Genomic DNA, 25,811 nt, shown 5'->3' with positions numbered 1-25,811 from the left:
AAACCGTGCTAGTTGAGGGTCATCACCGCCTTGACCAGTTCGGCCAGGGTACGCACGCCCATTTTTTCCATGACCCGGGCGCGGTGTGCCTCGACCGTCTTCATGCTGATGTCCAGCGCGTCGGCGATCTGCTTGTTGAGCTTGCCGGCGACGACCAGCTGCATGACTTCGCGTTCACGCAGGGTCAGTTGCTCCAGGCGCCGGGCGATGGCGTGGTTGCGCTGCTCGCGGGCCGACAGCTCGGCATCGAGTTCCAGCGCGCGCCGGATGCGCGACAGCAGGTCCTCGTCGTTGAAGGGCTTCTCGATGAAGTCGCAGGCGCCGCGCTGCAGCGCCGAGACCGCCATCGGTACGTCGCCGTGGCCGGTGACGAAAATGATCGGCAGGCGTGAGCCGAGCGCCTCGAGTTTTTCATGCAGTTCGAGGCCGCTCATTTCCGGCATGCGCACGTCGAGAACGATGCAGCCGCGCATGTGGTCGCCGCGCGCGGCCAGGAAGCCGGCAGCCGAGTCGTAGCAGGCGACGGTATAGCCCTCGCTTTCGAGCAGCCAGGTCATCGAATCGCGCATCGCCTCGTCGTCGTCGACGACATGGATGGTCGGTTGTGGCTCACTCATCGGCGTCTCCCTCTATCGGTACGGTGAAACGGAACACGGTGCCGCCCTCGCGGCGTGCCTCGACCCACAGGTGCCCCTGGTGAAACTCGATGATCGAGCGACAGATCGCCAGGCCGATGCCCATGCCTTCCTGCTTGGTCGTATAGAACGGTGCGAAAATCTTTTCCACGTCTTCTTCCGGTAGCCCGTGGCCGTTGTCGACGACCTCCACCTGCAGCAGTCGCGCGTCGATCTGGCGGGCGCCGATATACAGGCGGCGGCGCTCGACCGGGGTGTCGTGCATGGCCTCGATGCCGTTCTTGACCAGGTTGAGCAGCACCTGTTCGATCATGATGCGGTCGACGACGATGCGTGGCAAGTTTTCCGGCAGGTCGACGACGATCTGCGTGCTGGTGCGCTGCGCCTCGATGTCGGCGAAGGCGCGCGCCTCGTCGAGCAGCTCGGCCAGGGCGATCGGTTGCCGGTTGGGGTCGCTCTTCTTCACCATGTCGCGCATGCGGCGGATGATCTTGCCCGCCCGCTCGGCCTGGTCGCTGGCCTTCTGCATCGCCGACAGCAGGTCCTCGAACTTGTAGTTGCCGGCCTGCATGCGCTTGATGCAGCCGGCGCAGTAGTTGGCGATCGCCGACAGCGGCTGGTTGAGCTCGTGCGCCAGCGACGAGGCCATCTCGCCCATGGTGATCAGGCGCGAGGTCTGCTCCAGGCGCTTCTGCTGCTGCAGGTTCACTTCGTCGATGTGCTTGCGGTCGGTGATGTCGGCGGCGATCTGGACGCGCACGGTGCGCCCGTCGACCCAGCGGATGGCGCGCTCATGCAGGTGATACCAGTGGCCGGAAAGGGCGTGCTGGATCTCGCCGTCGAACAGTTCGCACGGCAGGTCGGCGGCGTCGAGGTCGGCCGGGTCGCGGCTCAGGGCCTCGGGCGGCGGGCGGCAGGCGGCGGTAACCAGCGCCGAGTCGCGGCCGACGGTGTCGAAGCCGAAGATGTACTGGAAGGCGCGGTTGGCGAAGAGGATTTCGCCGCTCCTGGCGTCGGCGACGTGCACCGCCGTGTCGAGGCCGTCGATGACGGTGACGAAGCGCTCGTGGGCGCGCTCGAGCTCGACCCGGGCGCGCTTGGGCTCGGTGATGTCGTTCATCGAGGCGATCCAGCCGATCTGCTTGCCGGCGGTGTCGATCAGCGGCGAGAAGTAGAGACGGACGTCGAAGCGCTCGCCGTTCTTGCGCATGATCCGCATCTCGAAGCCGCTGGGCGGCGCGCGGCCGGCCAGCGCAGTGTCGATGTTGTTCTGGAGCCGGTCGAATTCCTCGGGCGGCCAGTAGGGATAGGGCGGGGCGACGCCGACCAGCTCCGCTTCGTCGAAGCCGGTCATCCGGCAGAAGGCGGCGTTGACGAAGGTGATGCGGCCTTCGAGATCGATGGCGCGCAGGCCGGTGACCAGCGAGTTCGACATCGCCTGGCGGAAGGCGTAGGCGGCGCGCAGCTGCTCCTCGGTTTCGGCGCGGCGCTGCGCATGGCGGCGCAGCTGGAACAGGGTGGCGCTGGCGATCAGGGTCAGGAACAGGATCAGCGCGGCCGGGACGAAGGACAGCCAGGCGCCGCCGCCGCGGTAGGCAACGATGTGGAGACCGAGCCGGTTATTGGGCAGGTCGAGGCTGATGGTGCCGGAAATGCGCCGGTCGGTCGGCCTGATCGACGAATTGCTCAGCACTTCGCGGTTGTCGGCGTCGACCACCGTCAGGCTGTAGCGCGCCGTAAAGCCGGCAGGCAGGGTCACGCGCAGCAGGGTTTCCAGCGACTGCATGGCGATGAAGGCGCCAAGATCGCTGCTGCCGCGCTGGACGGGCAGGATCAGGTCGTTGGCGTGGCGCTGGTCGGCGCCCCGGTAATTCGGCGAGAACAGTGCGCGGCGCGTGCGCAGCGCTTCCTGCAGGGCGACCAGGCGGATGCCGGTCAACTGTTCGCCGACGAAGGTCGCCAGCGCCTCGTTGGGGGCCACCCATTCGACCTTGCCGTCGGTATCGACCCAGATGACGGCGGCAATTTCCGGGTTGTCGCGCACGTAGCGGCTGGCGCGGACCTGGAAGGCTTCGTAGGTGAGCTGGCGGAATTCCTGCTCGCGGCCGAGTTCGGTCAGGAAATCCTGGTGCGCGTGAAGGCGGTTCTCGATGGTGCGCTCGGCCCAGTGCATGTCGCCTTCGAGCGCCGACAGCGCGGTGTCATGCTCGCGCCACTGCAGCAGGGCGGTGACGACCAGCATGGCCAAGGCGAAGATGCCGATGGCCGCATAGGGCGCGAGCCACAGCCAGGTCTGCTTGGGCTGGCGGGGTGGGGGACGGACGAGCATGGACTGATTCTTCGCCTGCCGGCGCGGCACGGCCATTGGTAGTTACCCTAACACCCGGAGCATGACGAACGGTTCAGCGCAGCCAGCCCAGCAGCAGCGGCAGCAGCAGGGCGGTCAGCGCGCCGTTGAGGCCCATCGCCAGCGCCGCGAAGGCGCCGGCCTGCTCGCTGACCAGGAAGGCGCGCGCGGTGCCGATGCCGTGCGAGGCGACGCCGATGGCGAAGCCGCGGATCGCCGGGTCGTGCAGCTTCATTGCATCGAAGATGGCGCGCGCGCCGACCGCGCCGAGAATGCCGGTGACGATCACCAGCACGGCGGTCAGCGAGGGGATGCCGCCGATGCGTTCGGCGATGCCCATGGCGATCGGCGTCGTCACCGACTTGGGGGCGAGCGACAGCTGGGTCGGCAGGCTGGCGCCGAACAGGCGGGCGATGGCGATCGCCGAGAGCGCGGCGGTCAGGCTGCCGGCGATCAGCCCGGCGACAACGGGCAGCAACATCGAGCGCACGCGGCGGAACTGTGTGTAAAGCGGGATGGCGAGCGCCACCGTGGCCGGGCCGAGCAGGAAATGCACGAACTGCGCACCGGCGAAGTAGGTTTCGTAGCTGGTTGCGGTCGACGTCAACAAAAGCACCAAAATGGCGACGGCGATCAGCACCGGGTTGGCCAGCGGATTCATGCCGGAACGCCGGTAGAGCCAGAAGGCGGCCTGGTAGGCGAGCAGCGTCACGGTCAGCCCGAGCAACGGCGAGGCCGACAGGTAGACCCAGATCTCGGTGAGCTGCGGCGTCATGGCGCTTCTCCCGGCGCCGCCTGTCGGCGCATGCACAGCTTCATCACCAGCGCCGTCACCACCAGCGTCGCGACGGTGCTGATCAGCAGCGACAGCAGCAGCGGCAGCCATTCGTCGGCGACGCGATGGAGATGCACCATGATCCCGGTGCCGGCCGGCACGAAGAGCAGCGACAGATGTTGCAGCAGGTTCTGGCTGGTCGTCTGCAGTTCGTGCCCCGGCCCGCCGCGCAGGGCGAGAGCGACGAAGAGGAAAAGCATGCCGAGCACCGGCCCCGGCACCGGCAGGTTCAGGCCGCGGGCGACGACCTCGCCGGCCAGCTGGAAGACGAGCAATTGGGTCAGGGCGGAAAGCATGATGCAGGCCTCGAATAGTGAAGCCTGCAGTCTATTGCTTATTGCACGTCATCAATAGACCAAAAAATGTCCATTGATCCGTTACTTCAGGTAATTACCCATTCGCGGTGCCACGCTGCGGCGTTGCCTCCCGCGCCATGCTCAATGTCGGTGCTTCCCGGCATCGTCGTGGTGCGTTGGCATTACCGTCGGGGCGCCGACCGTGACGCCGATCAGCAGGATCTGCATCAGCCCGAGGGTGACGGCGAAAACCTCGAAGCTGTCGAGGCCGAAGCCAAGCATCGCCGGCAATACGAACAAGCCGCAGGCGAGGAATTCCGTGAGTTTGGTCCAGATATCCATGCTGTTCTCCTGTCGTGTATCCAACATTCGGGCAGTTGCGATTTGTGCGGTGCACAAATCGTGCCGACATTGGCAGACCGGGAACGCCGGTTCCGGTTTTTGCCCGTTTTCGGGCGTCGACCGCAGCCGGGCGGCAGTCGACAAAAAAGCGCCGGGTTGCCCCGGCGCTTCGGTCTCTCTCCACTTTTTTCGGGTGCTGCTTATTCCATCGCTTCGTACAGCGGCAGGGTCAGGAACTCCGGGTAGTCCGGGGTCAGCGACATTTTGTCGAAGATGACGGCAGCCTGGTCGTAGCTGGCGGTGTCCTCGCCCTGGGCGGTGACGGTGGCCTTCACCTTGGCCAGTTCCTCGGCGATCATCGGGCGGACCATCTCTTCGGTGACCTTGCGGCCGTCGTCGAGGATGCCCTTCGGCGAAACCACCCACTGCCAGACTTGCGAGCGGGAGATTTCGGCGGTGGCGGCGTCTTCCATCAGGTTGTGGATGGGCACGCAGCCGTTGCCGGCCAGCCAGGAACCGAGGTAGTGAATACCGACGTTGATGTTGTTGCGCAGGCCGGCTTCGGTGATCGGCGTGGTCGGCTGGAAGTCGAGCCACTGGGCCGGGCCGAAGCTGCCGGAAACCTGCTTTTCCCACTGGTTCGGCTTGTCGCCCAGCACCTTGACGAATTCTTCCATGGCGATGGGCACCAGACCCGGGTGGGCCACCCAGCCGCCGTCGAAGCCGTCGTTGGCGTCGCGGGTCTTGTCGTGGCGGATGCCGGCGAGCGCCTTTTCGTTGGCGACCGGATCGTTCTTGATCGGGATCAGCGCCGACATGCCGCCCATCGCCGGGGCGCCGCGCTTGTGGCAGGCCTGCACCAGCGCCAGCGCGTAGGAGCGCATGAAAGGCACTTCCATGGTGATGGCGCCGCGCTGGGCCAGGCAGAAGTCCTTGTTCTTCTTGAACTTCTTGATGCAGGAGAAGATGTAGTCCCAACGCCCGGCGTTGAGGCCGGCGGAGTGGTTGCGCAGTTCGTAGAGGATTTCTTCCATCTCGAAGGTGGCGAGGATGGTTTCGACCAGCACCGTGGCCTTGATCGTGCCCTGCGGGATGCCGCAGTGGTCCTGGGCCATCACGAAGGCGTCGTTCCACAGGCGGGCTTCGAGATGGGATTCCATCTTCGGCAGATAGTAGAAGGGGCCGGCGCCGCGGGCGATCTGCTCCTTGGCGTTGTGGAAGAAGACCAGGCCGAAGTCGAACAGGCCGCCGGAGACGCGCTGGCCGTCAACGAGGACGTGCTTCTCGTCGAGATGCCAGCCGCGCGGACGGATCTGCAGGGTGGCGATCTTGTCGTTGAGCTTGTATTCCTTGCCGGCTTCGTTCTTGAACGACAGCTCGCGGCGGATCGCCTTGTAGAGGTTGACCTGACCCTGGATCTGGTTGTCCCAGTTCGGGGAATTGGAATCCTCGAAGTCGGTCATGTAGGAGTCGGCGCCGGAGTTGAAGGCGTTGATGATCATCTTGGCCTCGACCGGGCCGGTGATCTCGACGCGACGGCATTCCAGGGCCTTGGGCAGCGGCGCGATCTTCCAGTCGCCTTCGCGGATGGCCTTGGTCTCGGGCAGGAAATCGGGCATTTCGCCAGCATCGATGCGGGCCTGGCGGGCGACGCGGGCCTTGAGCAGTTCCTGGCGGCGGCCTTCGAAGGCACGGTGCAGCTTGGCGACCAGGGTCAGCGCGTCGTGGGTGAGAATGGATTCGTAACCCGGCTTGATCGGGCCGGTGACTTGCACGCCTTGCGGAAGGTTGAGGCTCATGGCAGCTCCTGAAGGGATGGTAAATTGAAGTGACGTTGCGAATTCTATTGCTATTCAGTGTCGATAAAAACCGGGATAAAATCATTTCATCTTTTACATCAGGTAAATAATGGACAGGCTGAAACAGATCGAGGCCTTCGTCTCGACTGCGGGCCGCGGTAGCCTTTCCGCTGCTGCCCGCGCCGAAGGCGTGACCCCGGCGATCATCGGGCGGCGCCTGGATGCGCTGGAGGCACGCCTCGGGGTCAAGCTGCTGCTGCGGACGACGCGCAAGCTGACGATCACCTTTGAAGGCCAGGCCTTTCTCGAGGACTGCCAGAAGCTGCTCAACGACATGGCCAATGCCGAGGCGGCGGTGTCGCTGGGAGGCGTCCGGGCCAGCGGCCAGCTGCGGGTGTCGGCGCCCTCCGGCTTCGGGCGCCGGCACGTGGCGCCGCTGGTCGGCGAGTTCATGCTGGCCAACCCGGAGGTGACGGTCAATCTCGATCTCAGCGACCGCCTGGTCGATCTGCTCAACGAGAACATCGACTGTGCCATCCGCATCGGCGAACTCACCGATTCCAGCCTCGTCAGTGTGAGGCTCGGCGAGATGCGCCGCATGGTGGTGGCCAGCCCCGCCTACCTGGTGGCGCACGGTGTGCCGCGCGAACCCGGCGATCTGGCGGCGCACAACTGCCTGTCGCTCGGCCAGCAGCGCGGCTGGGTGTTCCGCGATCCGGCTGCCGGCACGGTCGATACCATCAAGGTCAGCGGTAGCTTCGAATGCAACGACGGTGCCGTGCTGCACGAATGGGCGCTGGCCGGGCGCGGGCTGGCCTGGCGCTCGCTGTGGGAAGTCGGCCAGGACCTGAAGGAGGGCACGCTGACCTCGGTGCTCGACGCCTGGCAGGCGCCGCCGATGGGCATCTACGCGGTGTTTCCGCAGCGCCGCCATTTGCCGCTGCGCGTCCGGCTGTTCATCGATCTGCTCAAGGAAACCTACGGGCGGCCGAGTTACTGGGAGTTGCGCTGAAAACGGCATGAAAAAACCGGTCTACCGCATCCTCGGGCTGTGCTCTGTCGGCCTTGGTGTCGTCGGCGCCTTTTTGCCGTTGCTGCCGACGACGCCATTCCTGATTCTCGCTGCCTACTTTTTCGCCCGCTCGCACCCGGAGTGGGAAGCGCGCCTGCTGGCGCATCCCGAGGTCGGCCCGGCGATTCGCGCCTGGCGCGACCACGGTGCCATTCCGCGAGTCGCCAAACGGCTGGCGACGCTGTTGCTGGCGATCAGCGCCGTCGGCGGCTGGCTGACGCTGCCCGAGCCCTGGCGCTATGTGCCGGCGGCGGTCGGCGTGCTGGTGCTGGCCTGGATGTGGTCACGGCCGAGCGTCTAGGGCGGCGCGCACGGCCTGCCACGCGGCCAGTTTTTCGGCGAACGAGCGGCCGGCATGGGCAGGGCTGGTCGATGGCAGGCGGGTGAACGCAATCTGCCGCTCCGCATCGGGTAGCCTGATATGGCGGCGAAAGCAGCTTTCCGCCTTGGCACCGTTGAAGAAAATGTGGCGGACCGCCGGATGGGCGGCGATGAATCCGGCAAGGTCGTTGGGCACCAGCGAGTCGTCCTCGATGGCGGTGTCGAGGCTACCCTGGCGCCGGCAGGAGTACAGCACGTCCCACAGCGCGATGCCGGCGTGGCACAGGGCGGCGACGCGCGCAGGATAGTCGCGCCCCGGCGGGATGCTCAACAGTTCGCCCATCAGCGGCCAGAAGGCGTTGCGTGGGTGAGCGTAGTATTGCCCGGCGGCGAGCGACGCCAGCCCGGGCATGCTGCCGAGGATCAGGACGCGGGCGTCGGGGGCCGCAAGCGGGGGGAAACTGCGGGCGTGGTGTTCGGGCATGTCGCGGCTGCAAACAATAAGGCCGGCGCCTTGTGAGCGCCGGCCCCGATGCCGCCCGGTGAGGCGGCAAGTCAAAGCGGTAAGCTTAGTGGAACTGCTCTTCTTCAGTCGAGCCGGTCAGCGCGGTGACGCTGGACTTGCCGCCCTGGATGACGGTGGTGACTTCGTCGAAGTAGCCGGTGCCCACTTCCTGCTGGTGCGAGACGAAGGTGTAGCCACGGTCGCGGGCAGCGAATTCCGGCTCCTGGACCTTCTCGACGTAGGCCGACATGCCGCGCTTGGCGTAGTCCTGGGCCAGATCGAACATGTTGTACCACATGGAGTGGATGCCGGCCAGGGTGATGAACTGGTACTTGTAGCCCATGGCGCCCAGTTCGCGCTGGAATTTGGCGATGGTGGCGTCGTCGAGGTTCTTCTTCCAGTTGAAGGACGGCGAGCAGTTGTAGGCCAGCATCTTGCCCGGGTGAACCTTATGCACGGCTTCGGCGAACTTGCGGGCGAATTCCAGATCCGGCGTGCCGGTTTCGCACCACACCAGGTCGGCGTAGTCGGCGTAGGCGATGGCGCGGGAGATGGCCTGGTCCAGACCCTTCTTGGTCTTGTAGAAGCCTTCCGGGGTGCGCTCGCCGGTCAGGAACGGCTTGTCGTTCGGATCGTAGTCGGAAGTCAGCAGGTCGGCCGCTTCGGCATCGGTACGGGCGATGACCAGGGTCGGGACGCCATAGACGTCAGCCGCCATGCGGGCAGCGATCAGCTTCTGGACAGCTTCGGTGGTCGGCACGAGAACCTTGCCGCCCATGTGGCCGCACTTCTTGACGGAGGCCAGCTGGTCTTCCCAGTGCACGCCGGCGGCGCCGGAGCGGATCATGGCCTTCATCAGTTCGTAGGCGTTCAGCACGCCACCGAAACCGGCTTCGGCGTCGGCGACGATCGGCAGGTGGTAGTCGATGTAGCCGGCATCGCCCGGGTTGCCGCCCTTGGACCACTGGATTTCATCGGCACGGTTGAAGGCGTTGTTGATGCGCTCGACGACCTTGGGCACGGAATCCACCGGATACAGCGACTGGTCCGGGTACATGGCGGCATACTCGTTGTTGTCGGCAGCGACTTGCCAGCCGGACAGGTAGATCGCCTTGATGCCGGCTTTGGCCTGCTGGACGGCCTGGCCGCCGGTCAGGGCGCCCAGACAGTTGACGTACGGCTCGTTGTTGACGAGGTTCCACAGCTTTTCGGCACCGCGACGGGCGAGGGTGTGCTCGACCTGGAAGGAGCCGCGCAGGCGGACGATGTCAGCGGCGGAGTAGCCGCGCTTGATGCCTTTCCAGCGGGGGTTGGTGGCCCAGTCTTTTTCCAGTTCGGCGATTTGCTGTTCGCGAGTGCTCATTGTGAATTCCTCAAAAGGTAGGGTTGGGAGTTACTACTTTATGCCTAGACTATTTTGCCTGAGCGATGGAAAAAGTATAGAGATATTTTTGCGCAGCAGCAAGAGTCTTATATAAGACATAAGACAAAATTTTATTTAAATAAAACAATGTATTGCATGTGTATTTTCACGATATGAAACGTTGTTTGCGTTCGTGAAATGAAACCGCATTGCGTCAGCACAAGGGCTTGCTGCTGACCAGTACACCGTCCTCGTCGGCATAGAGATATTCACCCGGGTTGAACGTGACGCCGCCGAAAGTGACGGCGATGTCGCGGTCGCCCACCCCTTTCTTGATGCTCTTCTGCGGATGGGTATCGAGGGCGCGAACGCCGATGTCGATGTCGTTGATGTCGCCCGAATCGCGGATGCAGCCATAGACGACGACGCCTGCCCAGCCGTTCTTGTGCGCCAGGATGGCGAGCTGGTCGCCGACCAGGGCGCAGCGCAGCGAGCCGCCGCCGTCGATGACCAGGACCTTGCCCGTGCCGTCCTCGCCGAAGGCCGTGCGGACCAGCGAATTGTCCTCGAACAGCTTCAGCGTGACGATCCGGCCCGAAAAGCTGGTGCGGCCGCCGTAACGCTGGAACATGGGGGCGACGACGCGCACGGTCTTGCCCAGTTCGGTTTCGAATTCATCGCAGAGGTCGGGGGTCTTGAAGGTCATTGGGGTCTCCCTGGCAGAAAAAAAGCCATGCATCGCATGGCTTGTTGGAATGTGGATGGAATTTAGACGACGGCTTCTGATTTTTCTTCCGAAAAATCGAGTTTGATTTTGCCCTCTTTGTCGAGGTCGACCGTAACATGCCCGCCGCTGGCGAGGCGGCCAAACAGCAGTTCGTCGGCGAGCGCCGAACGGATGACGTCCTGAATCAGGCGTGCCATCGGCCGGGCGCCCATCAGCGGATCGAAACCCTTCTCGGCGAGCATTTCCTTGACCGCCTCGGTGAAGTGCGCCTCCACCTTCTTCTCGTGCAACTGTTCCTCGAGCTGCATCAGGAACTTGTCGACCACGCGCAGGATGACCTCGTGATCGAGCGGCGCGAAGGAGATCGTCGCATCCAGCCGGTTGCGGAATTCCGGCGTGAACAGCCGCTTGATTTCGACCATCTCGTCGCCCGTCTGCTTGCTGCTGGTGAAGCCCATGCTCGATTTCTGCAGGTCGGCGGCGCCGGCGTTGGTGGTCATGATGATGACCACGTTTCGGAAATCGGCCTTGCGCCCGTTGTTGTCGGTCAGCGTGCCGTGGTCCATGACCTGTAGCAGGATGTTGAAGATGTCCGGGTGGGCCTTCTCGATTTCGTCGAGCAGCAACACGCAGTACGGCTTCTTGGTCACCGCCTCGGTCAGCAGGCCGCCCTGGTCGAAACCGACGTAGCCCGGCGGGGCGCCGATCAGGCGGGAAACCGCATGGCGCTCCATGTACTCGCTCATGTCGAAGCGGGTCAGCTCGATACCGAGGCAGTAGGCCAACTGCTTGGCAACCTCGGTCTTGCCGACGCCGGTCGGACCGCTGAACAGGAAGGAACCGATCGGCTTGCCCGGATTGCCGAGGCCGGAACGCGCCATCTTGATCGCCTTGGCCAGCGCGTCGATCGCCTTGTCCTGACCGAAAACGGTCGCTTTCAGGTCGCGGTCGAGGTTCTTCAGGGCGCCGCGGTCGTCGAGGGTGACGTGCTGTGACGGAATGCGCGCGATCTTGGCGACGATTTCCTCGATGTCGGTCTTGCCGATCACCTTCTTCTGCTTCGACTTGGGCAGGATGCGCTGCGCGGCACCGGCTTCGTCGATGACGTCGATGGCCTTGTCGGGCAGGTGGCGGTCGGTGATGTAGCGAGCAGCCAGTTCGGCGGCCGAGGAGATGGCCGTACCGGAATACTTGATGCCGTGGTGCGCCTCGAAGCGCGCCTTGAGGCCCTTGAGGATTTCCACGGTTTCGGCGACCGAGGGTTCATTGACGTCGATCTTCTGGAAGCGCCGGGACAGCGCGCTGTCCTTCTCGAAGATGCCGCGGAACTCGGTGTAGGTGGTGGCGCCGATGCACTTCAGCTGGCCGGAGGAAAGTGCCGGCTTGAGCAGGTTGGAGGCGTCCAGCGTGCCGCCGGAGGCCGAGCCGGCGCCGATCAGCGTGTGGATCTCGTCGATGAACAGGATGGCATTGGGATTGTCGCCCAACTGCTTGATGACGCCCTTCAGGCGCTGCTCGAAATCGCCGCGGTACTTGGTGCCGGCCAGCAGGGCGCCCATGTCCAGGGAATAGACGTTCGCCTTGGTCAGGATGTCCGGAACATCGCCTTCCACGACGCGCCGGGCCAGTCCTTCGGCGATCGCCGTCTTGCCGACGCCGGCCTCGCCGACCAAGAGTGGGTTGTTCTTGCGCCGCCGGCAAAGCGTCTGGATGACGCGCTCGAGTTCCTTGTCGCGGCCGATCAGCGGGTCGATCTTGCCCTGCAGGGCAAGCGCGTTGAGGTTGATCGTGTATTGCTCCAGCGGCCCGGCCTGCTCCTTTTCGCCCTCAGTTTCGACTTCGCCCTCGGTCGGCGTCTTCTGCTGCGGCACCTTGCTGATGCCGTGCGAGATGAAATTCACCACGTCGAGGCGGGTGATCCCCTGCTTCTGCAGGAAGTAGACCGCGTGCGAGTCCTTCTCGCCGTAGATGGCGACCAGCACGTTGGCGCCATTGACCTCCTTCTTCCCGGACGACTGGACATGCAGGATGGCGCGCTGGATGACGCGCTGGAAACCGAGCGTCGGCTGGGTGTCGATGTCATCCTCGCCGGAAACGATGGGGGTGTGCTCGTTGATGAAATTCGTCAAATCCTTGCGCAGTGCATCAGGCTTGCCGCCGCAGGCGCGCAGGGCCTCTGCCGCCGACGGGTTGTCGATCAGCGCGAGGAGCAGATGCTCCACGGTGATGAACTCGTGGCGCTTCTGTCTCGCTTCGACAAAAGCCATGTGCAGGCTGACTTCGAGTTCCTGGGCAATCATCAATTTTCCTCCATGACGCACGCGAGTGGATGCTGGTGTTGGCGGGCAAATGCGCTCACCTGCTCAACCTTGGTCGCGGCGATGTCGCGCGGGAAAACCCCGCACACACCGCGGCCTTCGTTGTGAACTTTGAGCATGATTCGCGTCGCTTGTTCAGTATCCATGGCAAAAAAACGCTGGAGCACGACGATCACGAATTCCATTGGCGTGTAATCGTCGTTCAGCAGCAGCACCTTGTACATCTTTGGAGGCGTCGCCTTGGCACGTTGTGCTTCGAGCAGACTCCCTTCCTGGGATTTCGTAGCCATGAGATGGATTCTATACAGTCCGCTCCAATGTGCAACTACCGGCCGCGGACAAATTTCCGGGCGCGAGCGCTGGTATTTTTCTTAATTTATGCTGCGCTGCGTCATTGAAAAATGTTGACGCAATCCGAACGCAGAGGTAGAAAGCGCTTGTGTTTGAATTCACGCGGCATCAAGGTTGCCCAAAGCGCCGGGTCACTGAGCTCAAACAGGGAGTCGGGGTGACCCGTAATTTTCAGTTTTTTGTAAGAAAGTAGCAGACATGGCACTGGGTACTGTCAAGTGGTTCAATGATTCCAAGGGTTTTGGCTTCATCACGCCTGACGATGGCAGCGAAGATCTTTTCGCACACTTCTCCGCCATCAACATGAGTGGTTTCAAGACCCTGAAGGAAGGTCAAAAAGTTTCCTTCGATGTCGTGCAGGGCCCCAAGGGCAAGCAGGCATCCAATATCCAGGGCGCCTGAGCACCGGATACGCAACATATTGAGGCCCGTCTGATATCAGACGGGCCTTTTTTGTTTACGCGACAGTTATCTCGTCCTGGCGTTTGTCGCCGAGATTGTCGTTCCACGAGACCGTCAGCCGGTCGCCGGTCTTGATGCCCCTGGCCTTGAAGGCGAACAGCGGGTTCTTCGAGACCGAGGTGTTCAACTGGCCGTCGATCAGCGGCTGGCCGTTATGCAGGACCCTGAAGGTCTTGATGAAGTTGACCGGCAGGAGATCGCCCTTTTCATCCTTGCGCTGCCCGGTTTCCATCGGGTGCTGCATGAGGATGCGGATGTCGGCGATGTCGCCCTGGACCTGGGCACGGATCTTGATCGTGTCGGCCATGTCTATCCTCCGCACCCGCCGAGGGTGACCTTGATTTCGCGAAATGCCACGTAGGTCTTGCCGTCGGCCGCCCTGGCCACGGCCCGGACGCGTGTCGTTTCGGCCAGCTTGACCTGCACCCGGCAGTAGGCGACGGCATTGCCGGAAAATTCGAGCGCGGCGCACAGCGGCATCGGATTTTTGTCGGCGAATACGGCAATGCTGCGCGTGGCCGGAACCAGGCTGGTGATGTCGATTTCCACCTTGGCGCCGTTCTCGGCGATTTCCGGCGCCTGAATGACGATGTCGCGCGACTCGGCGGCGTTGGCCGCCCCCCAGGCCTTGAGCGCGTCATTGACGTTGCGCGCGGTGAATGCGGTCTTGTTCCACTCCGCGGCGACGACTCTGCCGGGCAGCAGCAGGCCGGTGCCGAGAAGCGGCGTGAGCAGGGCGGCGCTGCTGCCCCGCAGCAGTTTTCGGCGTAATTCGTTCATGTTTTCGTTGCGTTGCAGTTCAAGCGGAATTATTCAGCCACCCAATGGCCCGATTTGCCGCCCTGCTTTTCGAGCAGGCGGATGTCGTCGATGCGCATGCCGCGGTCGACGGCCTTGCACATGTCGTAAATGGTCAACAGGCCGACCGAGGTCGCGGTCAGTGCTTCCATTTCGACACCGGTGCGGCCGAAGCATTCGGCGGCGACCGCGCAGTGCACCGCATTGTGTTCGGCGTCGATGGTGAAATCGGCGGTGACGCGGGTGAGGGCGATCGGGTGGCAGAGCGGGATCAGTTCCCCGGTGCGTTTGGCGGCCTGGATCGCGGCGATGCGGGCGATGCCGAGAACGTCCCCTTTCTTCGCCGATCCCGAGCGGATCAGCGCCAGGGTTTCCGGCTGCATGAAAATGCTGCCAGCCGCGCGTGCGACGCGGGCGGTCTCAGCCTTGCTGCCGACGTCGACCATATGCGCCTGGCCGGCGGCATCGAAATGGGTAAGTGTTTGATCTGTCACGATTCGTTACGCTTGGTTACGCCCGGCCCGGCGGGTGGGGCGATGGCCTGCGCTATCATATCACCATGCGCGTTGCCCACCGTTTCCTCGTCGGCGTCCTGGCCTGTGCCCTGAGCGCACAGGCGGCGCGCGCCGACGATCTGCCGGAACTGGGCGATGTCGCCAGCAACGAACTGTCGCTGGCGATGGAGAAGAAGATCGGCCAGCAGATCATGAACGAGATTCGCTGGCGCGAACCGTCCTATCTCGACGATCCCGACATCGAAAACTACCTCGATCAGCTGGGCGGGCGGCTGGTCGCCGTCAGCAACGATCCCGGCATGGGCTTCCAGTTCTTCGCGATCAACGACCCGAGCATCAACGCCTTCGCGATGCCGGGCGGCTTCATCGGCGTCCATACCGGGCTGATCCTCGCCGCCCAGACCGAATCGGAACTGGCCGGCGTGCTGGCGCACGAAATCTCCCATGTGACACAGCGTCATATCGCCCGCCAGGTGTTCCAGTCGAAGAAGCTGTCGATGGCCTCGATGCTTGCCATGGGCCTCGCCCTGCTGGCGGCCCGCTCGAACCCGCAGGCCGCCGGGGCGGCGATGACCACGTCGCAGGCGGCGGCGATCTCGGCGCAACTGGCGTTTTCGCGGGATTTCGAACGCGAATCCGACCGTCTCGGCTTCGATATCCTGCGCCAGGCCGGTTACGACGTGCGCGGCATGTCGGCGTTCTTCGAGCGCCTGCAGCAGAATTCGCGGCTTTATGAAAACAACGCCACGGCCTATCTGCGGACCCACCCGCTGACCGGCGAGCGCCTGTCCGACATGCAGAACCGCGAGCAGCCGGTCGCCTACCGCCAGGTGGCCGACAGCCAGGAATTCCAGCTCGTGCGCGCCCGGGTGCGGGCCATGCAGGGGCGCCCGGCCGAGGCGATCCGGGATTTCGAGACCCTGTTGCGCGAGCGCAAGTATTCGTCCGAGGCCAGTGCGCGCTACGGCCTGGCCGTGGCGTACGTGCGCAAGGGCGACTGGACGGCGGCCGAACGCGAATTGCAGGCGGTGCGCAAGCTGAAGCCGTCGTTGGCGATGGTCGACCGCCTGCTCGCCGAGGTGAAAATCGCCCGTGGCGAAAAGGAGGCGGGCATGCAGCTCTATCGCGAGGCGATGGTGCGTTACCCGCACAACCTGGCCCTGCTTTACGGCTACGGCAATGCCCTGGTGGCCGAGCGCAAGTTCGCCGAGGCGCTCCGCTTCGTTGACGAGCAGCTGCAAAACTACCCGCGCGACACGCGCTTCTACCGGATGCGCGCCGAATCCTATGCCGGCCTCGGGCGCCGCTCGCAGCAGCATCTTGCGCTGGCCGAGATGTCGCTGCTCAAGGGACAGACGGCGGGCGCCATCGAGCAGCTGCAGTTGGCGCAACAGGCGGGTGACGCCAATTTCTACGAGATGTCGGTGATCGACGGGCGCCTGCGGGAAATGAAGAAGCGCCAGCTCGAGGAAATGAAGGAGCGGCAGAATTAGGGGTAAAATCCACGGTTCTCATATTGGGTAACAGACCATGCAATTTGATCGCGACCTCGATGTAAAGGGGCTCAACTGCCCGCTGCCCATTCTGCGCACCAAGAAGACGCTGGCCGAGATGGAAAGCGGCCAGGTGTTGCGGGTGCTGGCGACCGATCCCGGTTCACTCAAGGATTTCCCCGCGTTTGCCAAGCAGACGGGAAATGAGCTGGTCGAACAGCTGGAAGTGAATCGCGTCTTCGAGTTTTACCTGAAGTGCAAATAGACGCGGCTTTCCACGCATTTTTCGAAGATCGGCGGGCGCCGCAGGGGCAGCCTGCCGCTTGGCGTTTCGAGGAGCCGGTAGATTGCCTGCCGGTCACTGATGCCGATAGCCTGGCCCGGGCACTCGCGGCGATCGCCGCCGACCAGCTCTGGTGCGTGGCGGCGCTCGATTTCGAACTCGGTTATCTGCTCGAACCGGCCGCTGCGCCGGCCGGTCGGGTGCCGCCGGCCGGCCGGCCGCTTGCCCGCTTCTGGCGTTTCCGGCGGCGCATCGCCATGGATGCCGCGGCGGCCGAGGCCTGGCTGGCCACACAAGGCGCCGGGGAACCCGCGGGCATCGGCGGCCTGAGCGCCACCGTCGACGAAAAACGGCATGCTGCTGCGGTCGACCGCATCCGCGACTATATTTCCGACGGCGACTGCTATCAGGTCAATTTCACCTTTCCCCTGGTCTTTTCCTGGTTTGGCCCGCCAGTCGCCATCTACAGCCGCCTGCGCGCCGCCCAGCCGGTGCGCTATGGCGGCTTCGTGGCGACGGCCGGGGGGGGCGTCGTCTCGCTTTCGCCGGAACTGTTCCTGGAAAAAACTGGCGCGCGACTGGTCACGCGGCCGATGAAGGGAACGCTGGCCCGCGACGAGCCCGCCGCGCGTCTGCGCGAATCGCCGAAGGACCGGGCCGAGAACCTGATGATCGTCGACCTGCTGCGCAACGACCTCGGGCGCGTGGCGACGAGCGGCAGCGTCCGCGTCGACCGCCTGTTCGACATCGAGGACTACCCGACGGTCTGGCAGATGGTGTCGGAAATTTCGGCATGCGTGCCGGACGCCACGCTGGCGACCATCCTGCCGGCGCTGTTTCCCTGCGGTTCGATTACCGGGGCGCCGAAGATTCGTGCCATGCAGATCATCGTGGAGCTCGAGCAGGCGCCGCGCGGCCTGTACACCGGCGCCTTCGGCTGGGTCGCACCGGACGGCGATTTCCGCCTCAACGTCGCCATCCGCACGCTGGAACTGGCGCCCGACCGGACCGGCAGGCTCGGCATCGGCAGCGGCATCGTCGCCGACTCGACGGCGGCGGCCGAATGGCGGGAATGCCAGCTCAAGGCGGACTTCCTGCGCGCCGGCGACCCCGGGGTGCGGCTGATCGAAACATTGCGCCGCGAAGCGGGAAAATGCCCGCGCCTGAACGGCCATCTGGAACGTCTGCGGCGCTCGGCGGCGTGGTTCGGCTTCGCGTTCGACGAGACCGCGCTCCGCCAGCGCCTGGACGGCCTGCCGGCCAGCGGCACCTGGCGGGTGCGCCTGACGCTGGACAAGGCCGGCGCGATCGAGGTGCAGGCGTTCCCGCTGGCCGACGAGGCGGCCGGCCCGCGCCTGGCGCGCCTGGCCGTCGAGACGATCGATTCGCGCGATCCGCTGCGGCGCCACAAGACGACGGCACGACCGCTCTACGACGCGGCGTTGCGCGGCCTGGACGCCGATTCGCCGGTATTCGACGTGGTCTTCCTCAACGAGCGCGGCGAAGTGGCCGAGGGGGCGCGCAGCAATGTGTTCGTCGAGCGCGGCGGGCAGCTGCTGACACCGCCGCTGGAAAGCGGCGCCTTGCCGGGCGTGTTGCGCGCCGAACTGCTGGCGAGTGGCCGGGCGCGCGAGGCGGTGCTGCGGCCCGCGGACCTGGAGCAGGGGTTTTTGCTCGGCAATGCGCTGCGCGGCTTGATCGCGGTCCGGCTCGCCGCGCCGGCGCCCTGAAATTCGGCCTTTTTCGGGCGTCGACCGCAGCCGGCTCAGTGATTCGCCGACGGCTTGCCGGCCAGCCCCATGCGCATCAGGACATGCTGCGCCATACCGCGCGCCAGTTCGTGCTCGCCCATGAAGACGGCGCCGGCCTCCTCGCGCTGCAGCAGTTCGGCTTCTTCCGCGCTGTGCGTGCGCAGCACCGTCTCGATGCCGGGGTTCAGGGTGCGGGCGATCTCCAGCATCTTGCGCGCGTCGAAGGCGTCCGGCGTGGCGATCACCAGCATGCCGGCACGGGCGATGTGGGCCTGGATCAGGACCGCCGGTTCGGTCGCGTCGCCGCAGACAGCGAGGATGCCGCGGGCGCGCAGTTCTTCGACCCGTTCGCGGTTCTGTTCGACGATCACGTGGCTGACCCCGCGTTCGGCGAGCAGGGCGGCGATGCGCTGGCCAACCCGGCCGTAGCCGACCAGCACGACCTGGCCGGTGAGGTTCGCCTGGTCGGTGCTCATCGGCAGTTCGGCCAGCGGATCGGCGCGGTGCTCGAGCCGGCGGGCGAGGGCGGAGTTGGCGCGCAGCCACTTCTGTAGGGGGGCGATCGCAGCGAAGATCAGCGAATTGCAGGCGATTGAAAAGAGCGCGCCGGCCAGCAGCAGGCTGCTGCCTTCGGCCGGCATCAGGCCGAGCGAGGCGCCGAGGCCGGCGAGGATGAACGAAAATTCGCCGATCTGCGCCAGGCTGGCGCCGACCGTCAGCGCCGTGTTAAGCGGATAGCGGAAGGCGAGCACCAGCGCGACGGCGGCGACGGTCTTGCCGAGCATGATGATGGCGGTGACGAGGAGCACCTTGAGCGGTTCGGCGAGGAGCACCAGGGGGTCGAACAGCATGCCGACCGAGACGAAGAAGAGGACCGAGAAAGCGTCACGTAGCGGCAGCGATTCCTCGGCCGCGCGGTGGCTGAATTCCGAGCCGCGTATGGTCATGCCGGCGAAGAACGCGCCGAGCGCGAAGGAGACGCCGAACAGGTGGGCGGAACCGTAGGCGACGCCGACCGCGGCGGCGATCACGCAGAGCGTGAACAGCTCGCGCGAACCGCTGCGCGCTACCAGCCACAGCAGGCGCGGCAGCAGGCGCTGGCCGACGATCAGCATCAGCGCCATGAAGGCGGCGATCTTGGCGAAGGTGAGGCCAAGCGTGGTCCAGATCTCGCTCGAAACGGCGGCCGCCGCCCCGGCCTGCTGTCCGCCCAGGAGGCCGGCCAGCGGCGGCAGCAGAACGAGGACGAGGACCATGACGAGGTCTTCGACGACCAGCCAGCCGACCGCGATGCGCCCGTTGATCGAATCCAGCACGCCGCGCGCCTCGAGCGCCCGCAGCAGGACGACGGTGCTGGCGACCGACAGCGCCAGGCCGAAAACCAGCGCGGCGCCGGGGTCCCAGCCCCAGAACATGGCCAGCGCCATGCCCATGGCGGTGGCGACGGCGATCTGCACGATGGCGCCGGGGATGGCGATGCGCTTGACGGCCAGCAGGTCTTCCAGCGAGAAATGCAGGCCGACACCGAACATCAGCAGCATGACGCCGATTTCGGCCAGTTGCCCGGCGAGGTCGAGATCGGCGACGAAGCCGGGGGTGGCCGGACCGATCATTATGCCGGCCAGCAGGTAGCCGACCAGTGGCGGCATGCGCAGGCGCGCGGCGATGACCCCGAAGATCAGGGCCAGGCCGAAGGCGGCGGTGATGGTGGTGATGAGGCTGATGTTATGGGGCATCTTCAGGCGAGGGGCTGGCGACCCATGTCAGATGGCTTTGCCGGGCAAGAGTTTCGACTGCCTGAAAATTGATCCTTTCAGGCAGTCGACCGCAACCATCAGCCGCGCAGCTTGCGCAGGTAGATGCCGAGGAGCGAGAACAGCGCGGCAGCGATGCCGAAATAGAAGGCGCGGGCAGCGACGTCCTGGTATTCGACCAGCACCGGCTGGCCATCCTCCACCTTGTAGCGGATGGTGGTCTGGAAATACCACGACGACCACTTGGCCTCGATCAGGCCGTTCACCCGCTTCCAGCGCAGCCAGCCGCCTTCCTCCATGGCTTCGCCGGCATCGCCCGGCAGGTCGAGGCTCTTGAACAGCCCCTTGGCCCGCGCGGCCTCCAGCTCGCCATGCGGCACGCTGCAGAATTCGCCCTTGTCGCCGCAGACGGCGACGATGCGGAATTCCGGTTTCCATTCGCCGCTCTTTTCCCACGGCCAGGCGATGATGAAGGCGACCGTCCAGATCCACACCAGGCCGCAGAAAATCATCATGGCGAGAAAGATCTGGGCAAAAAAACCGCGTTTGTCTTGGGGCATGCTATTCCTTTACTGGCCCAGCCTGGCGAGCTGGGGTACGAGTTTTTCGAGGGTCGCCGTGAAGTCGGCGAGGCGCTGTTTTTCCTGATCGATCACCGCCGCCGGGGCGCGGGCGACGAAGCCCTCGTTGGACAGCTTGTTCTGCGCGATGGCGATCTGCTTTTCGAGTTTCTCGATTTCCTTGGCCAGGCGCGCGCGTTCGGCGGCGACGTCGAATTCCACCTTGAGCATCAGGCGCGTCTCGCCGACGACAGCGACCGGGGCCATGGCGTCGGCCGGCATGTCGTCGACGATCTGCACCTCGGACAGCTTGCCGAGCGCCTGCAGGATGGGCGCGAATTCGGCGATTTCCGCACCGCCGCCGGCGACCAGCAGCGGCATGCGCTGCGCGGGCGACAGGCCCATTTCGCCGCGCAGGTTGCGGCAGGCGTAGGCCAGCGCCTTGAGGCGCTCGACCTTGGCTTCGGAGTCCTCGTCGACGCGTGCGAGGTCGGCCTCGGGGTAGGCGGCGAGCATGATCGAAGCGTGCGTCTTCTTGCCGGCAATGGGCGCGACGACCTGCCAGAGCTCCTCGGTGATGAAGGGAATCAGCGGGTGGGCCAGGCGCAGTACCGTTTCCAGCACGCGCGCCAGCGTGCGGCGGGCGCCGCGCTGCTGCGCCTCGTCACCGGTCTGCATTTCGACCTTGGCGATTTCCAGGTACCAGTCGCAGAACTCGTCCCAGACGAATTTGTAGATGGCCTGGGCGAGCAGGTCGAAGCGGTAGTCGATGAAATGCTGCTCGACTTCCTTCTCGACCTTCTGCAGCAGGCTGACAATCCAGCGGTCGGCGAAGCTGAACTTCAGGCGGGGCTCGCCGCCGGCCGGCACGACGCAGGCGCCGCTATTGGGCATCTGCTGGTGGTCGAGCGCCAGGTCGTGGCCTTCGACGTTCATCAGCACGAAGCGGGTGGCGTTCCACAGCTTGTTGCAGAAGTTGCGGTAGCCGTCGCAGCGGTTCAGGTCGAACTTGATGTCGCGGCCAGGGCTGGCCAGCGAGGCGAAGGTGAAGCGCAGCGCATCGGTGCCGAAGGCCGGGATGCCTTCCGGGAATTCCTTCTTCGTCTTCTTGGCGATGCTCTCGGCCTGCTTGGGGTTCATCAGGCCGAAGGTGCGCTTGTCGACCAGTGCGTCGATGCCGATGCCGTCGATCAGGTCGATGGGGTCGAGCACGTTGCCCTTGGACTTGGACATCTTCTGGCCTTCGCCGTCGCGGATCAGGCCGTGCACATAGACGTGCTTGAACGGGATCTTGCCGGTGATGTGCTTGGTCATCATGACCATGCGGGCGACCCAGAAGAAAATGATGTCGAAGCCGGTGACCAGCACCGACGACGGCAGGTATTGCTGCAGGACCTGGTTGGTCGCGTCGGTCGCCTCGTCGCCGCTCCAGTCCAGCGTCGAGAACGGCCACAGGGCAGACGAATACCAGGTGTCGAGGACGTCCTCGTCGCGGTTGAGCTGACCGGCGTAACCCGCCTGGTCGGCCAGGTGACGGGCTTCTTCCTCGCTGTGAGCGACGAAGACCTCGCCATTGACGCCGTACCAGGCCGGGATCTGGTGGCCCCACCACAGTTGGCGCGAGATGCACCAGTCCTGGATGTTGTTCAGCCACTGGTTGTAGGTATTGACCCAGTTTTCCGGGTAGAACTTGATCTCGCCGGAATGGACGACGTCCAGCGCCTTCTCGGTAATCGACTTGCCGTCGGCGCCCGGCTTGGACATCGCGACGAACCACTGGTCAGTCAGCATCGGCTCGATGACGACGCCGGTCCGGTCGCCGCGCGGCACCTTCAGCTTGTGCTTGTCGACCTTGACCAGGATGCCCTCGGCTTCGAGGTCGGCGACGACGGCCTTGCGCGCGTCGAAACGGTCCAGGCCACGGTATTTTTCCGGCGCGTGGTCGTTGATCTTGCCGTCCAGCGTCAGGATCGAGATCATCGGCAGGTTGTGGCGCTGGCCGACGGCGTAGTCGTTGAAGTCGTGGGCCGGCGTGACCTTGACGCAGCCGGTACCGAATTCGAGATCGACGTAGGAGTCGGCGATGATCGGGATTTCGCGGCCGGTCAGCGGCAGCTTCACCATCTGGCCGATCATGTGCTTGTAGCGCTCGTCTTCCGGGTGGACCATCACGGCAGTGTCGCCGAGCATGGTTTCCGGCCGCGTCGTGGCGACCACTAGGCTATCCGAGCCGTCGGCCAGCGGATAGCGGATCTGCCACATGAAGCCGTCTTCCTCCTCCTGCACGACTTCGAGGTCGGAGACGGCGGTGTGCAGCTTCGGGTCCCAGTTCACCAGGCGCTTGCCGCGGTAGATCAGGCCTTCGTTGTAGAGGCGGACGAAGGTTTCGGTGACGACCTGGTTGAGGCCGGCGTCCATCGTGAAGCGCTCGCGCGTCCAGTCCGGGCTGGTGCCCATGCGGCGCATTTGCTTGGTGATGGTGTTGCCGGAGTATTCCTTCCATTCCCAGACCTTTTCCAGGAACTTCTCGCGGCCGAGGTCGTGGCGCGAGATGCCCTGGGCGTCGAGCTGGCGTTCGACGACGATCTGCGTGGCGATGCCGGCGTGGTCGGTACCCGGCTGCCACAGCGTGTTGGCGCCCTTCATCCGGTAGTAGCGGGTCAGCGCGTCCATGATGGTCTGGTTGAAGCCGTGACCCATGTGCAGCGTGCCGGTGACATTGGGCGGCGGCAGCAGGATGCAGAAATTGTCGGCCTTGCTGCGGTCGACGCCGGCAGCGAAGTAATTTTTGGCTTCCCACTCGGGGTACCAGCGGCGTTCGATATCCGCCGGCTCAAAAGCTTTTGCGAGTTCCATCTGTCTGGAATGAAAGGGGAAAACCCGAAATTATACCGGAGCGCCGCCCCGGCTTCGCCGCGATCTCAGTCGCGCGGCTGGATCAGGGCAAGGATTTCCGGTTCGGCCAGGAAATCGCGGACGGTGCTTTCGATGATGCCGGGGAGTTCCGCCGCCAGCCGTTCGCTGACGCGGCGGGCCAGTTCGTGGGCGACGATGTCGAGCATTTCGCCTTCGAAGGCCAGTGCGGCAGCGGCAGGTTCGCTGGCCGGCGCCAGGTCCGGTTGGCTGGCGTGTTCGCTGGCCGGTACGACAGCCGCTGCGACTTCCGGTTCGCTTTCGGGAGGCGTTGCGGGAAACGATGTTCGCGGTTCGGCGTCGAGCAGGAGCGGGATTTCGTCGTCGGGGTCGAGGGCGTCGGTCAGCAGCGGCACGTCGTCGATTTCGGCACTGGTCGTGCGCCGCCGCCGCATCAGCGCGTCGGCACGGGCGAGGATGGGGCTGGACATCGGGCTAATCCTCGCACCCGCCGAGATCGAAGTAGCGTACTTCGTAGCCGCGGTCCTTGTAGAACCTGACGCGCTGGCGGGCGCTGTCGCGCTCCGCGTCCTCTCGGCCGACCACCTCGATCAGGCTGTGGAAGCGCGAGAAGCCGGGCGGGACGTCCCGGCTCAGGTTCATCAGCCGCTCATCCTGCGGCAACTGGTCGAGGCTGTCGGTGATCAGGATCGGCGTCTCGGCGGCGAGCGGCGAATCCGCCCGGCAATGCGGCACGAAGCCGAGGGCCGGCTGGGTCCACAGCATGCGGTCAACGCTGTCGGCAACCGCTTTTTCGGGGGCGAAGACGAGCATCGACTTCTTTTTCGCGTAGGCACCGCCGAGCAGGGCGCAGGCGGCGGCAATCCGGTCCGCGGCGCCGTGGTAGAAGAAGACCTGGGTCAATTGAGCTTGCCGGCGCGCTGCAGCAGGTAGTGGGCGAGCAGGGGCACCGGCCGGCCGGTGGCGCCCTTGTCGGCGCCCGACTTGTAGGCGGTGCCGGCGACGTCGAGGTGCGCCCACTTGAACTTCTTGGTGAAGCGCGACAGGAAGCAGGCGGCGGTGATGGCGCCGGCCCAGCGGCCGCCGATGTTGCCCATGTCGGCGAAGGGGCTCTTCAGCAATTCCTGGTAGTCGTCCCACAGCGGCATGTGCCAGGCGCGGTCGTGCGCTTCCTCACCGGCCTCGAGCAGTTCGCGGGCCAGCGTTTCCTTGTTGGCGAAAAGTCCGCTGGCGACGCTGCCCAGCGCGACGACGCAGGCGCCGGTCAGGGTGGCGACGTCGATGACGGTGTCGGGCTCGAAGCGTTCGGCGTAGGTCAGCGCATCGCACAGGATCAGGCGGCCTTCGGCGTCGGTATTGAGGATCTCGATGGTCTGGCCGGACATCGAGGTGACGATGTCGCCCGGTCGGGTGGCGCCGCCGCCCGGCATGTTTTCCGTGGCCGGCACGATGACGGTCAGGTTGATCGGCAGCTTGAGGCGGGCGACGGTGTGCATGGTCCCCAGCACACCGGCAGCACCGCACATGTCGAACTTCATCTCGTCCATGTCCGGCGCGGGCTTCAGGGAGATGCCGCCGGTGTCGAAGGTGACGCCCTTGCCGACCAGCACGACCGGCTTCTCGCCGGCCTTGCCACCCTGGTGGCTGAGGACGATCAGCTTGGGCGGCTGGTGCGAGCCCTGGGCGACGGAAAGCAGCGAGTGCATGCCGAGCTTTTCCATGTCGGCGCGCTCGAGGACCTCGCAGTGCAACTTGAATTCCCTGGCCATGGCCTGCGCCTGTTCGGCGACATGGGTCGGATGGCAGACGTTGGGCGGCAGGTTGCCGAGATTCCTCGCCACCGCCATGCCCTCGGCAATGGCGATGCCCTGCGCCAGCGCTTCCTCGGCCAGCGCCAGTTCGTTGCGCCGTTCGATGCCGAGCGTGAGTTTGCGCAGCGGGCGACGGACTTCGTCCTTCTTGCTCTTGAACTGGTCGAACCTGTAGGTCGCGTCGAGCGCGATCATGGCGCACTGGCGTACCCGCCAGGCGACACTGCGCTTCCTGACCGATAGTTCGGTGAGGAACAACGAAGCATCGAAGGCGCCGGTCTCGTTGAGCGTCTTGACGGCGGTGCGGATGGCGCTGCCGAATTCCTTTTCGTGGAATTCCTTTTCCTTGCCGAGGCCGATCAGCAGCACGCGGTCGCTGAGGGTGCCGGGGACATTGTGCAGCAGGAGCGTGCTGCCGGCCTTGCCATCCATGTCGCCACGGCGGACGATATCGGAAATGTAGCCCTTGGCGGCCTTGTCGAGCAGCTCGGCGGCGAGGGTGAGCTTGCGCGACTCGAAGACCCCGACCACGACGCAGGCGCTGCGCTGTTTCTCCGGGCTACCGCTTTTTATGCTAAATTCCACAGGCTGCTCCAGTT

Annotated in this window: 26 protein-coding genes; 6 read left to right on the top strand and 20 right to left on the bottom strand. The window is 64.9% G+C overall.

Annotated features, from left to right (window positions below):
• Nucleotides 1-8: 8 nt before the first annotated feature.
• The 6 genes from GH660_RS01610 to aceB form a co-directional block, all read right to left on the bottom strand.
• Nucleotides 9-617: a response regulator transcription factor gene (locus GH660_RS01610; protein WP_153144824.1), complete on the bottom strand. Its 609-nt coding sequence runs from the start codon at nt 615-617 to the stop codon at nt 9-11.
• A complete protein-coding gene (locus GH660_RS01605; protein ID WP_153144823.1) occupies nt 610-2,964 on the bottom strand; it encodes a PAS domain S-box protein in 2,355 nt (784 codons plus the stop codon). The genes GH660_RS01610 and GH660_RS01605 overlap by 8 nt, the downstream gene beginning before the upstream one ends.
• A 73-nt stretch (nt 2,965-3,037) precedes the next feature.
• On the bottom strand, nt 3,038-3,757 hold the full coding sequence (locus tag GH660_RS01600; protein ID WP_153144822.1) for an LrgB family protein: 720 nt from the start codon (nt 3,755-3,757) through the stop codon (nt 3,038-3,040).
• Nucleotides 3,754-4,113 carry a CidA/LrgA family protein gene (locus tag GH660_RS01595; protein WP_153144821.1) on the bottom strand — a complete coding sequence of 120 codons (360 nt, stop codon included), beginning with the start codon at nt 4,111-4,113 and terminating at the stop codon, nt 3,754-3,756. Before GH660_RS01595 ends, GH660_RS01600 begins: the two co-directional genes overlap by 4 nt.
• 141 nt (nt 4,114-4,254) lie before the next feature.
• On the bottom strand, nt 4,255-4,455 hold the full coding sequence (locus GH660_RS01590; RefSeq protein ID WP_153144820.1) for a hypothetical protein: 201 nt from the start codon (nt 4,453-4,455) through the stop codon (nt 4,255-4,257).
• A 200-nt stretch (nt 4,456-4,655) separates the two neighbouring features.
• On the bottom strand, nt 4,656-6,254 hold the full coding sequence (gene aceB / locus GH660_RS01585; protein WP_153144819.1) for a malate synthase A: 1,599 nt from the start codon (nt 6,252-6,254) through the stop codon (nt 4,656-4,658).
• 109 nt (nt 6,255-6,363) lie between these two features.
• Between aceB and GH660_RS01580 the strand changes: the two genes are divergently transcribed.
• Entirely contained in the window at nt 6,364-7,266 is a 903-nt protein-coding gene (locus GH660_RS01580; protein ID WP_153144818.1) for a LysR family transcriptional regulator, read from the top strand.
• A gap of 7 nt (nt 7,267-7,273) precedes the next feature.
• Nucleotides 7,274-7,627 carry a YbaN family protein gene (locus GH660_RS01575; protein ID WP_153144817.1) on the top strand — a complete coding sequence of 118 codons (354 nt, stop codon included), beginning with the start codon at nt 7,274-7,276 and terminating at the stop codon, nt 7,625-7,627.
• Here GH660_RS01575 and GH660_RS01570 read toward each other — a convergent pair.
• The 5 genes from GH660_RS01570 to clpS form a co-directional block, all read right to left on the bottom strand.
• A complete protein-coding gene (locus GH660_RS01570) occupies nt 7,610-8,131 on the bottom strand; it encodes a DNA-deoxyinosine glycosylase (protein ID WP_153144816.1) in 522 nt (173 codons plus the stop codon). The genes GH660_RS01575 and GH660_RS01570 overlap by 18 nt on opposite strands.
• Nucleotides 8,132-8,216: 85 nt before the next feature.
• A complete protein-coding gene (gene aceA, locus GH660_RS01565) occupies nt 8,217-9,515 on the bottom strand; it encodes an isocitrate lyase (protein ID WP_153144815.1) in 1,299 nt (432 codons plus the stop codon).
• A 214-nt stretch (nt 9,516-9,729) separates the two neighbouring features.
• Nucleotides 9,730-10,221, bottom strand: coding sequence for a ribonuclease E activity regulator RraA (gene rraA / locus GH660_RS01560; protein ID WP_153144814.1), 492 nt, complete (start codon nt 10,219-10,221; stop codon nt 9,730-9,732).
• Between the two features lie 62 nt (nt 10,222-10,283).
• Nucleotides 10,284-12,542, bottom strand: coding sequence for an ATP-dependent Clp protease ATP-binding subunit ClpA (clpA, locus tag GH660_RS01555; protein ID WP_153144813.1), 2,259 nt, complete (start codon nt 12,540-12,542; stop codon nt 10,284-10,286).
• Complete coding sequence (gene clpS, locus GH660_RS01550) at nt 12,542-12,850, bottom strand: ATP-dependent Clp protease adapter ClpS (RefSeq protein ID WP_153144812.1); 309 nt, start codon at nt 12,848-12,850, stop codon at nt 12,542-12,544. The genes clpA and clpS overlap by 1 nt, the downstream gene beginning before the upstream one ends.
• A gap of 259 nt (nt 12,851-13,109) precedes the next feature.
• Here clpS and GH660_RS01545 point away from each other — a divergent pair, with 259 nt between their 5' ends.
• Entirely contained in the window at nt 13,110-13,313 is a 204-nt protein-coding gene (locus GH660_RS01545; RefSeq protein WP_153144811.1) for a cold-shock protein, read from the top strand.
• 55 nt (nt 13,314-13,368) lie between these two features.
• On the opposite strand, the gene soxZ is transcribed toward GH660_RS01545, so the two are convergent.
• Genes soxZ through moaC form a run of 3 tightly spaced genes read right to left on the bottom strand, consistent with a single transcriptional unit; the run spans nt 13,369 to nt 14,668 of the window.
• Entirely contained in the window at nt 13,369-13,680 is a 312-nt protein-coding gene (soxZ, locus tag GH660_RS01540; RefSeq protein WP_153144810.1) for a thiosulfate oxidation carrier complex protein SoxZ, read from the bottom strand.
• A 2-nt stretch (nt 13,681-13,682) separates the two neighbouring features.
• Nucleotides 13,683-14,153 carry a thiosulfate oxidation carrier protein SoxY gene (gene soxY / locus GH660_RS01535; protein ID WP_153144809.1) on the bottom strand — a complete coding sequence of 157 codons (471 nt, stop codon included), beginning with the start codon at nt 14,151-14,153 and terminating at the stop codon, nt 13,683-13,685.
• Between the two features lie 29 nt (nt 14,154-14,182).
• Nucleotides 14,183-14,668: a cyclic pyranopterin monophosphate synthase MoaC gene (moaC, locus tag GH660_RS01530; RefSeq protein ID WP_228276361.1), complete on the bottom strand. Its 486-nt coding sequence runs from the start codon at nt 14,666-14,668 to the stop codon at nt 14,183-14,185.
• Nucleotides 14,669-14,730: 62 nt separating this feature from the next.
• Here moaC and GH660_RS01525 point away from each other — a divergent pair, with 62 nt between their 5' ends.
• From GH660_RS01525 to pabB, 3 genes are read left to right on the top strand one after another with little or no spacing between them, the layout of a single operon-like run.
• Nucleotides 14,731-16,179 (top strand): M48 family metalloprotease, encoded by a 1,449-nt coding sequence (locus tag GH660_RS01525; protein WP_153144807.1) that lies wholly within the window; start codon nt 14,731-14,733, stop codon nt 16,177-16,179.
• Between the two features lie 37 nt (nt 16,180-16,216).
• Nucleotides 16,217-16,444 (top strand): sulfurtransferase TusA family protein, encoded by a 228-nt coding sequence (locus GH660_RS01520; protein WP_153144806.1) that lies wholly within the window; start codon nt 16,217-16,219, stop codon nt 16,442-16,444.
• Nucleotides 16,435-18,192, top strand: a complete 1,758-nt coding sequence (gene pabB / locus GH660_RS01515) for an aminodeoxychorismate synthase component I (protein ID WP_228276314.1) — start codon at nt 16,435-16,437, stop codon at nt 18,190-18,192. Before GH660_RS01520 ends, pabB begins: the two co-directional genes overlap by 10 nt.
• A gap of 35 nt (nt 18,193-18,227) precedes the next feature.
• Here pabB and ybaL read toward each other — a convergent pair whose 3' ends face one another.
• The 6 genes from ybaL to GH660_RS01485 form a co-directional block, all read right to left on the bottom strand.
• Nucleotides 18,228-19,949, bottom strand: a complete 1,722-nt coding sequence (ybaL, locus tag GH660_RS01510) for a YbaL family putative K(+) efflux transporter (RefSeq protein ID WP_153144805.1) — start codon at nt 19,947-19,949, stop codon at nt 18,228-18,230.
• Between the two features lie 98 nt (nt 19,950-20,047).
• A complete protein-coding gene (locus tag GH660_RS01505; protein ID WP_153144804.1) occupies nt 20,048-20,527 on the bottom strand; it encodes a hypothetical protein in 480 nt (159 codons plus the stop codon).
• Between the two features lie 9 nt (nt 20,528-20,536).
• Nucleotides 20,537-23,383 carry a valine--tRNA ligase gene (locus GH660_RS01500; RefSeq protein WP_153144803.1) on the bottom strand — a complete coding sequence of 949 codons (2,847 nt, stop codon included), beginning with the start codon at nt 23,381-23,383 and terminating at the stop codon, nt 20,537-20,539.
• Between the two features lie 65 nt (nt 23,384-23,448).
• The gene (locus GH660_RS01495; RefSeq protein ID WP_153144802.1) at nt 23,449-23,871 is read right to left on the bottom strand and encodes a hypothetical protein; all 423 of its coding nucleotides are present in this window, start codon (nt 23,869-23,871) and stop codon (nt 23,449-23,451) included.
• Nucleotides 23,872-23,875: 4 nt separating this feature from the next.
• A complete protein-coding gene (locus GH660_RS01490; RefSeq protein WP_153144801.1) occupies nt 23,876-24,304 on the bottom strand; it encodes a DNA polymerase III subunit chi in 429 nt (142 codons plus the stop codon).
• Nucleotides 24,301-25,797: a leucyl aminopeptidase gene (locus GH660_RS01485; protein WP_153144800.1), complete on the bottom strand. Its 1,497-nt coding sequence runs from the start codon at nt 25,795-25,797 to the stop codon at nt 24,301-24,303. The genes GH660_RS01490 and GH660_RS01485 overlap by 4 nt, the downstream gene beginning before the upstream one ends.
• Between the last annotated feature and the right edge of the window lie 14 nt (nt 25,798-25,811).

The organism is Dechloromonas sp. H13, from assembly GCF_009469615.1.
In the GTDB taxonomy this organism is placed as follows: domain Bacteria; phylum Pseudomonadota; class Gammaproteobacteria; order Burkholderiales; family Rhodocyclaceae; genus Azonexus.
This window is presented reverse-complemented; position numbering and strand designations above follow the sequence as displayed.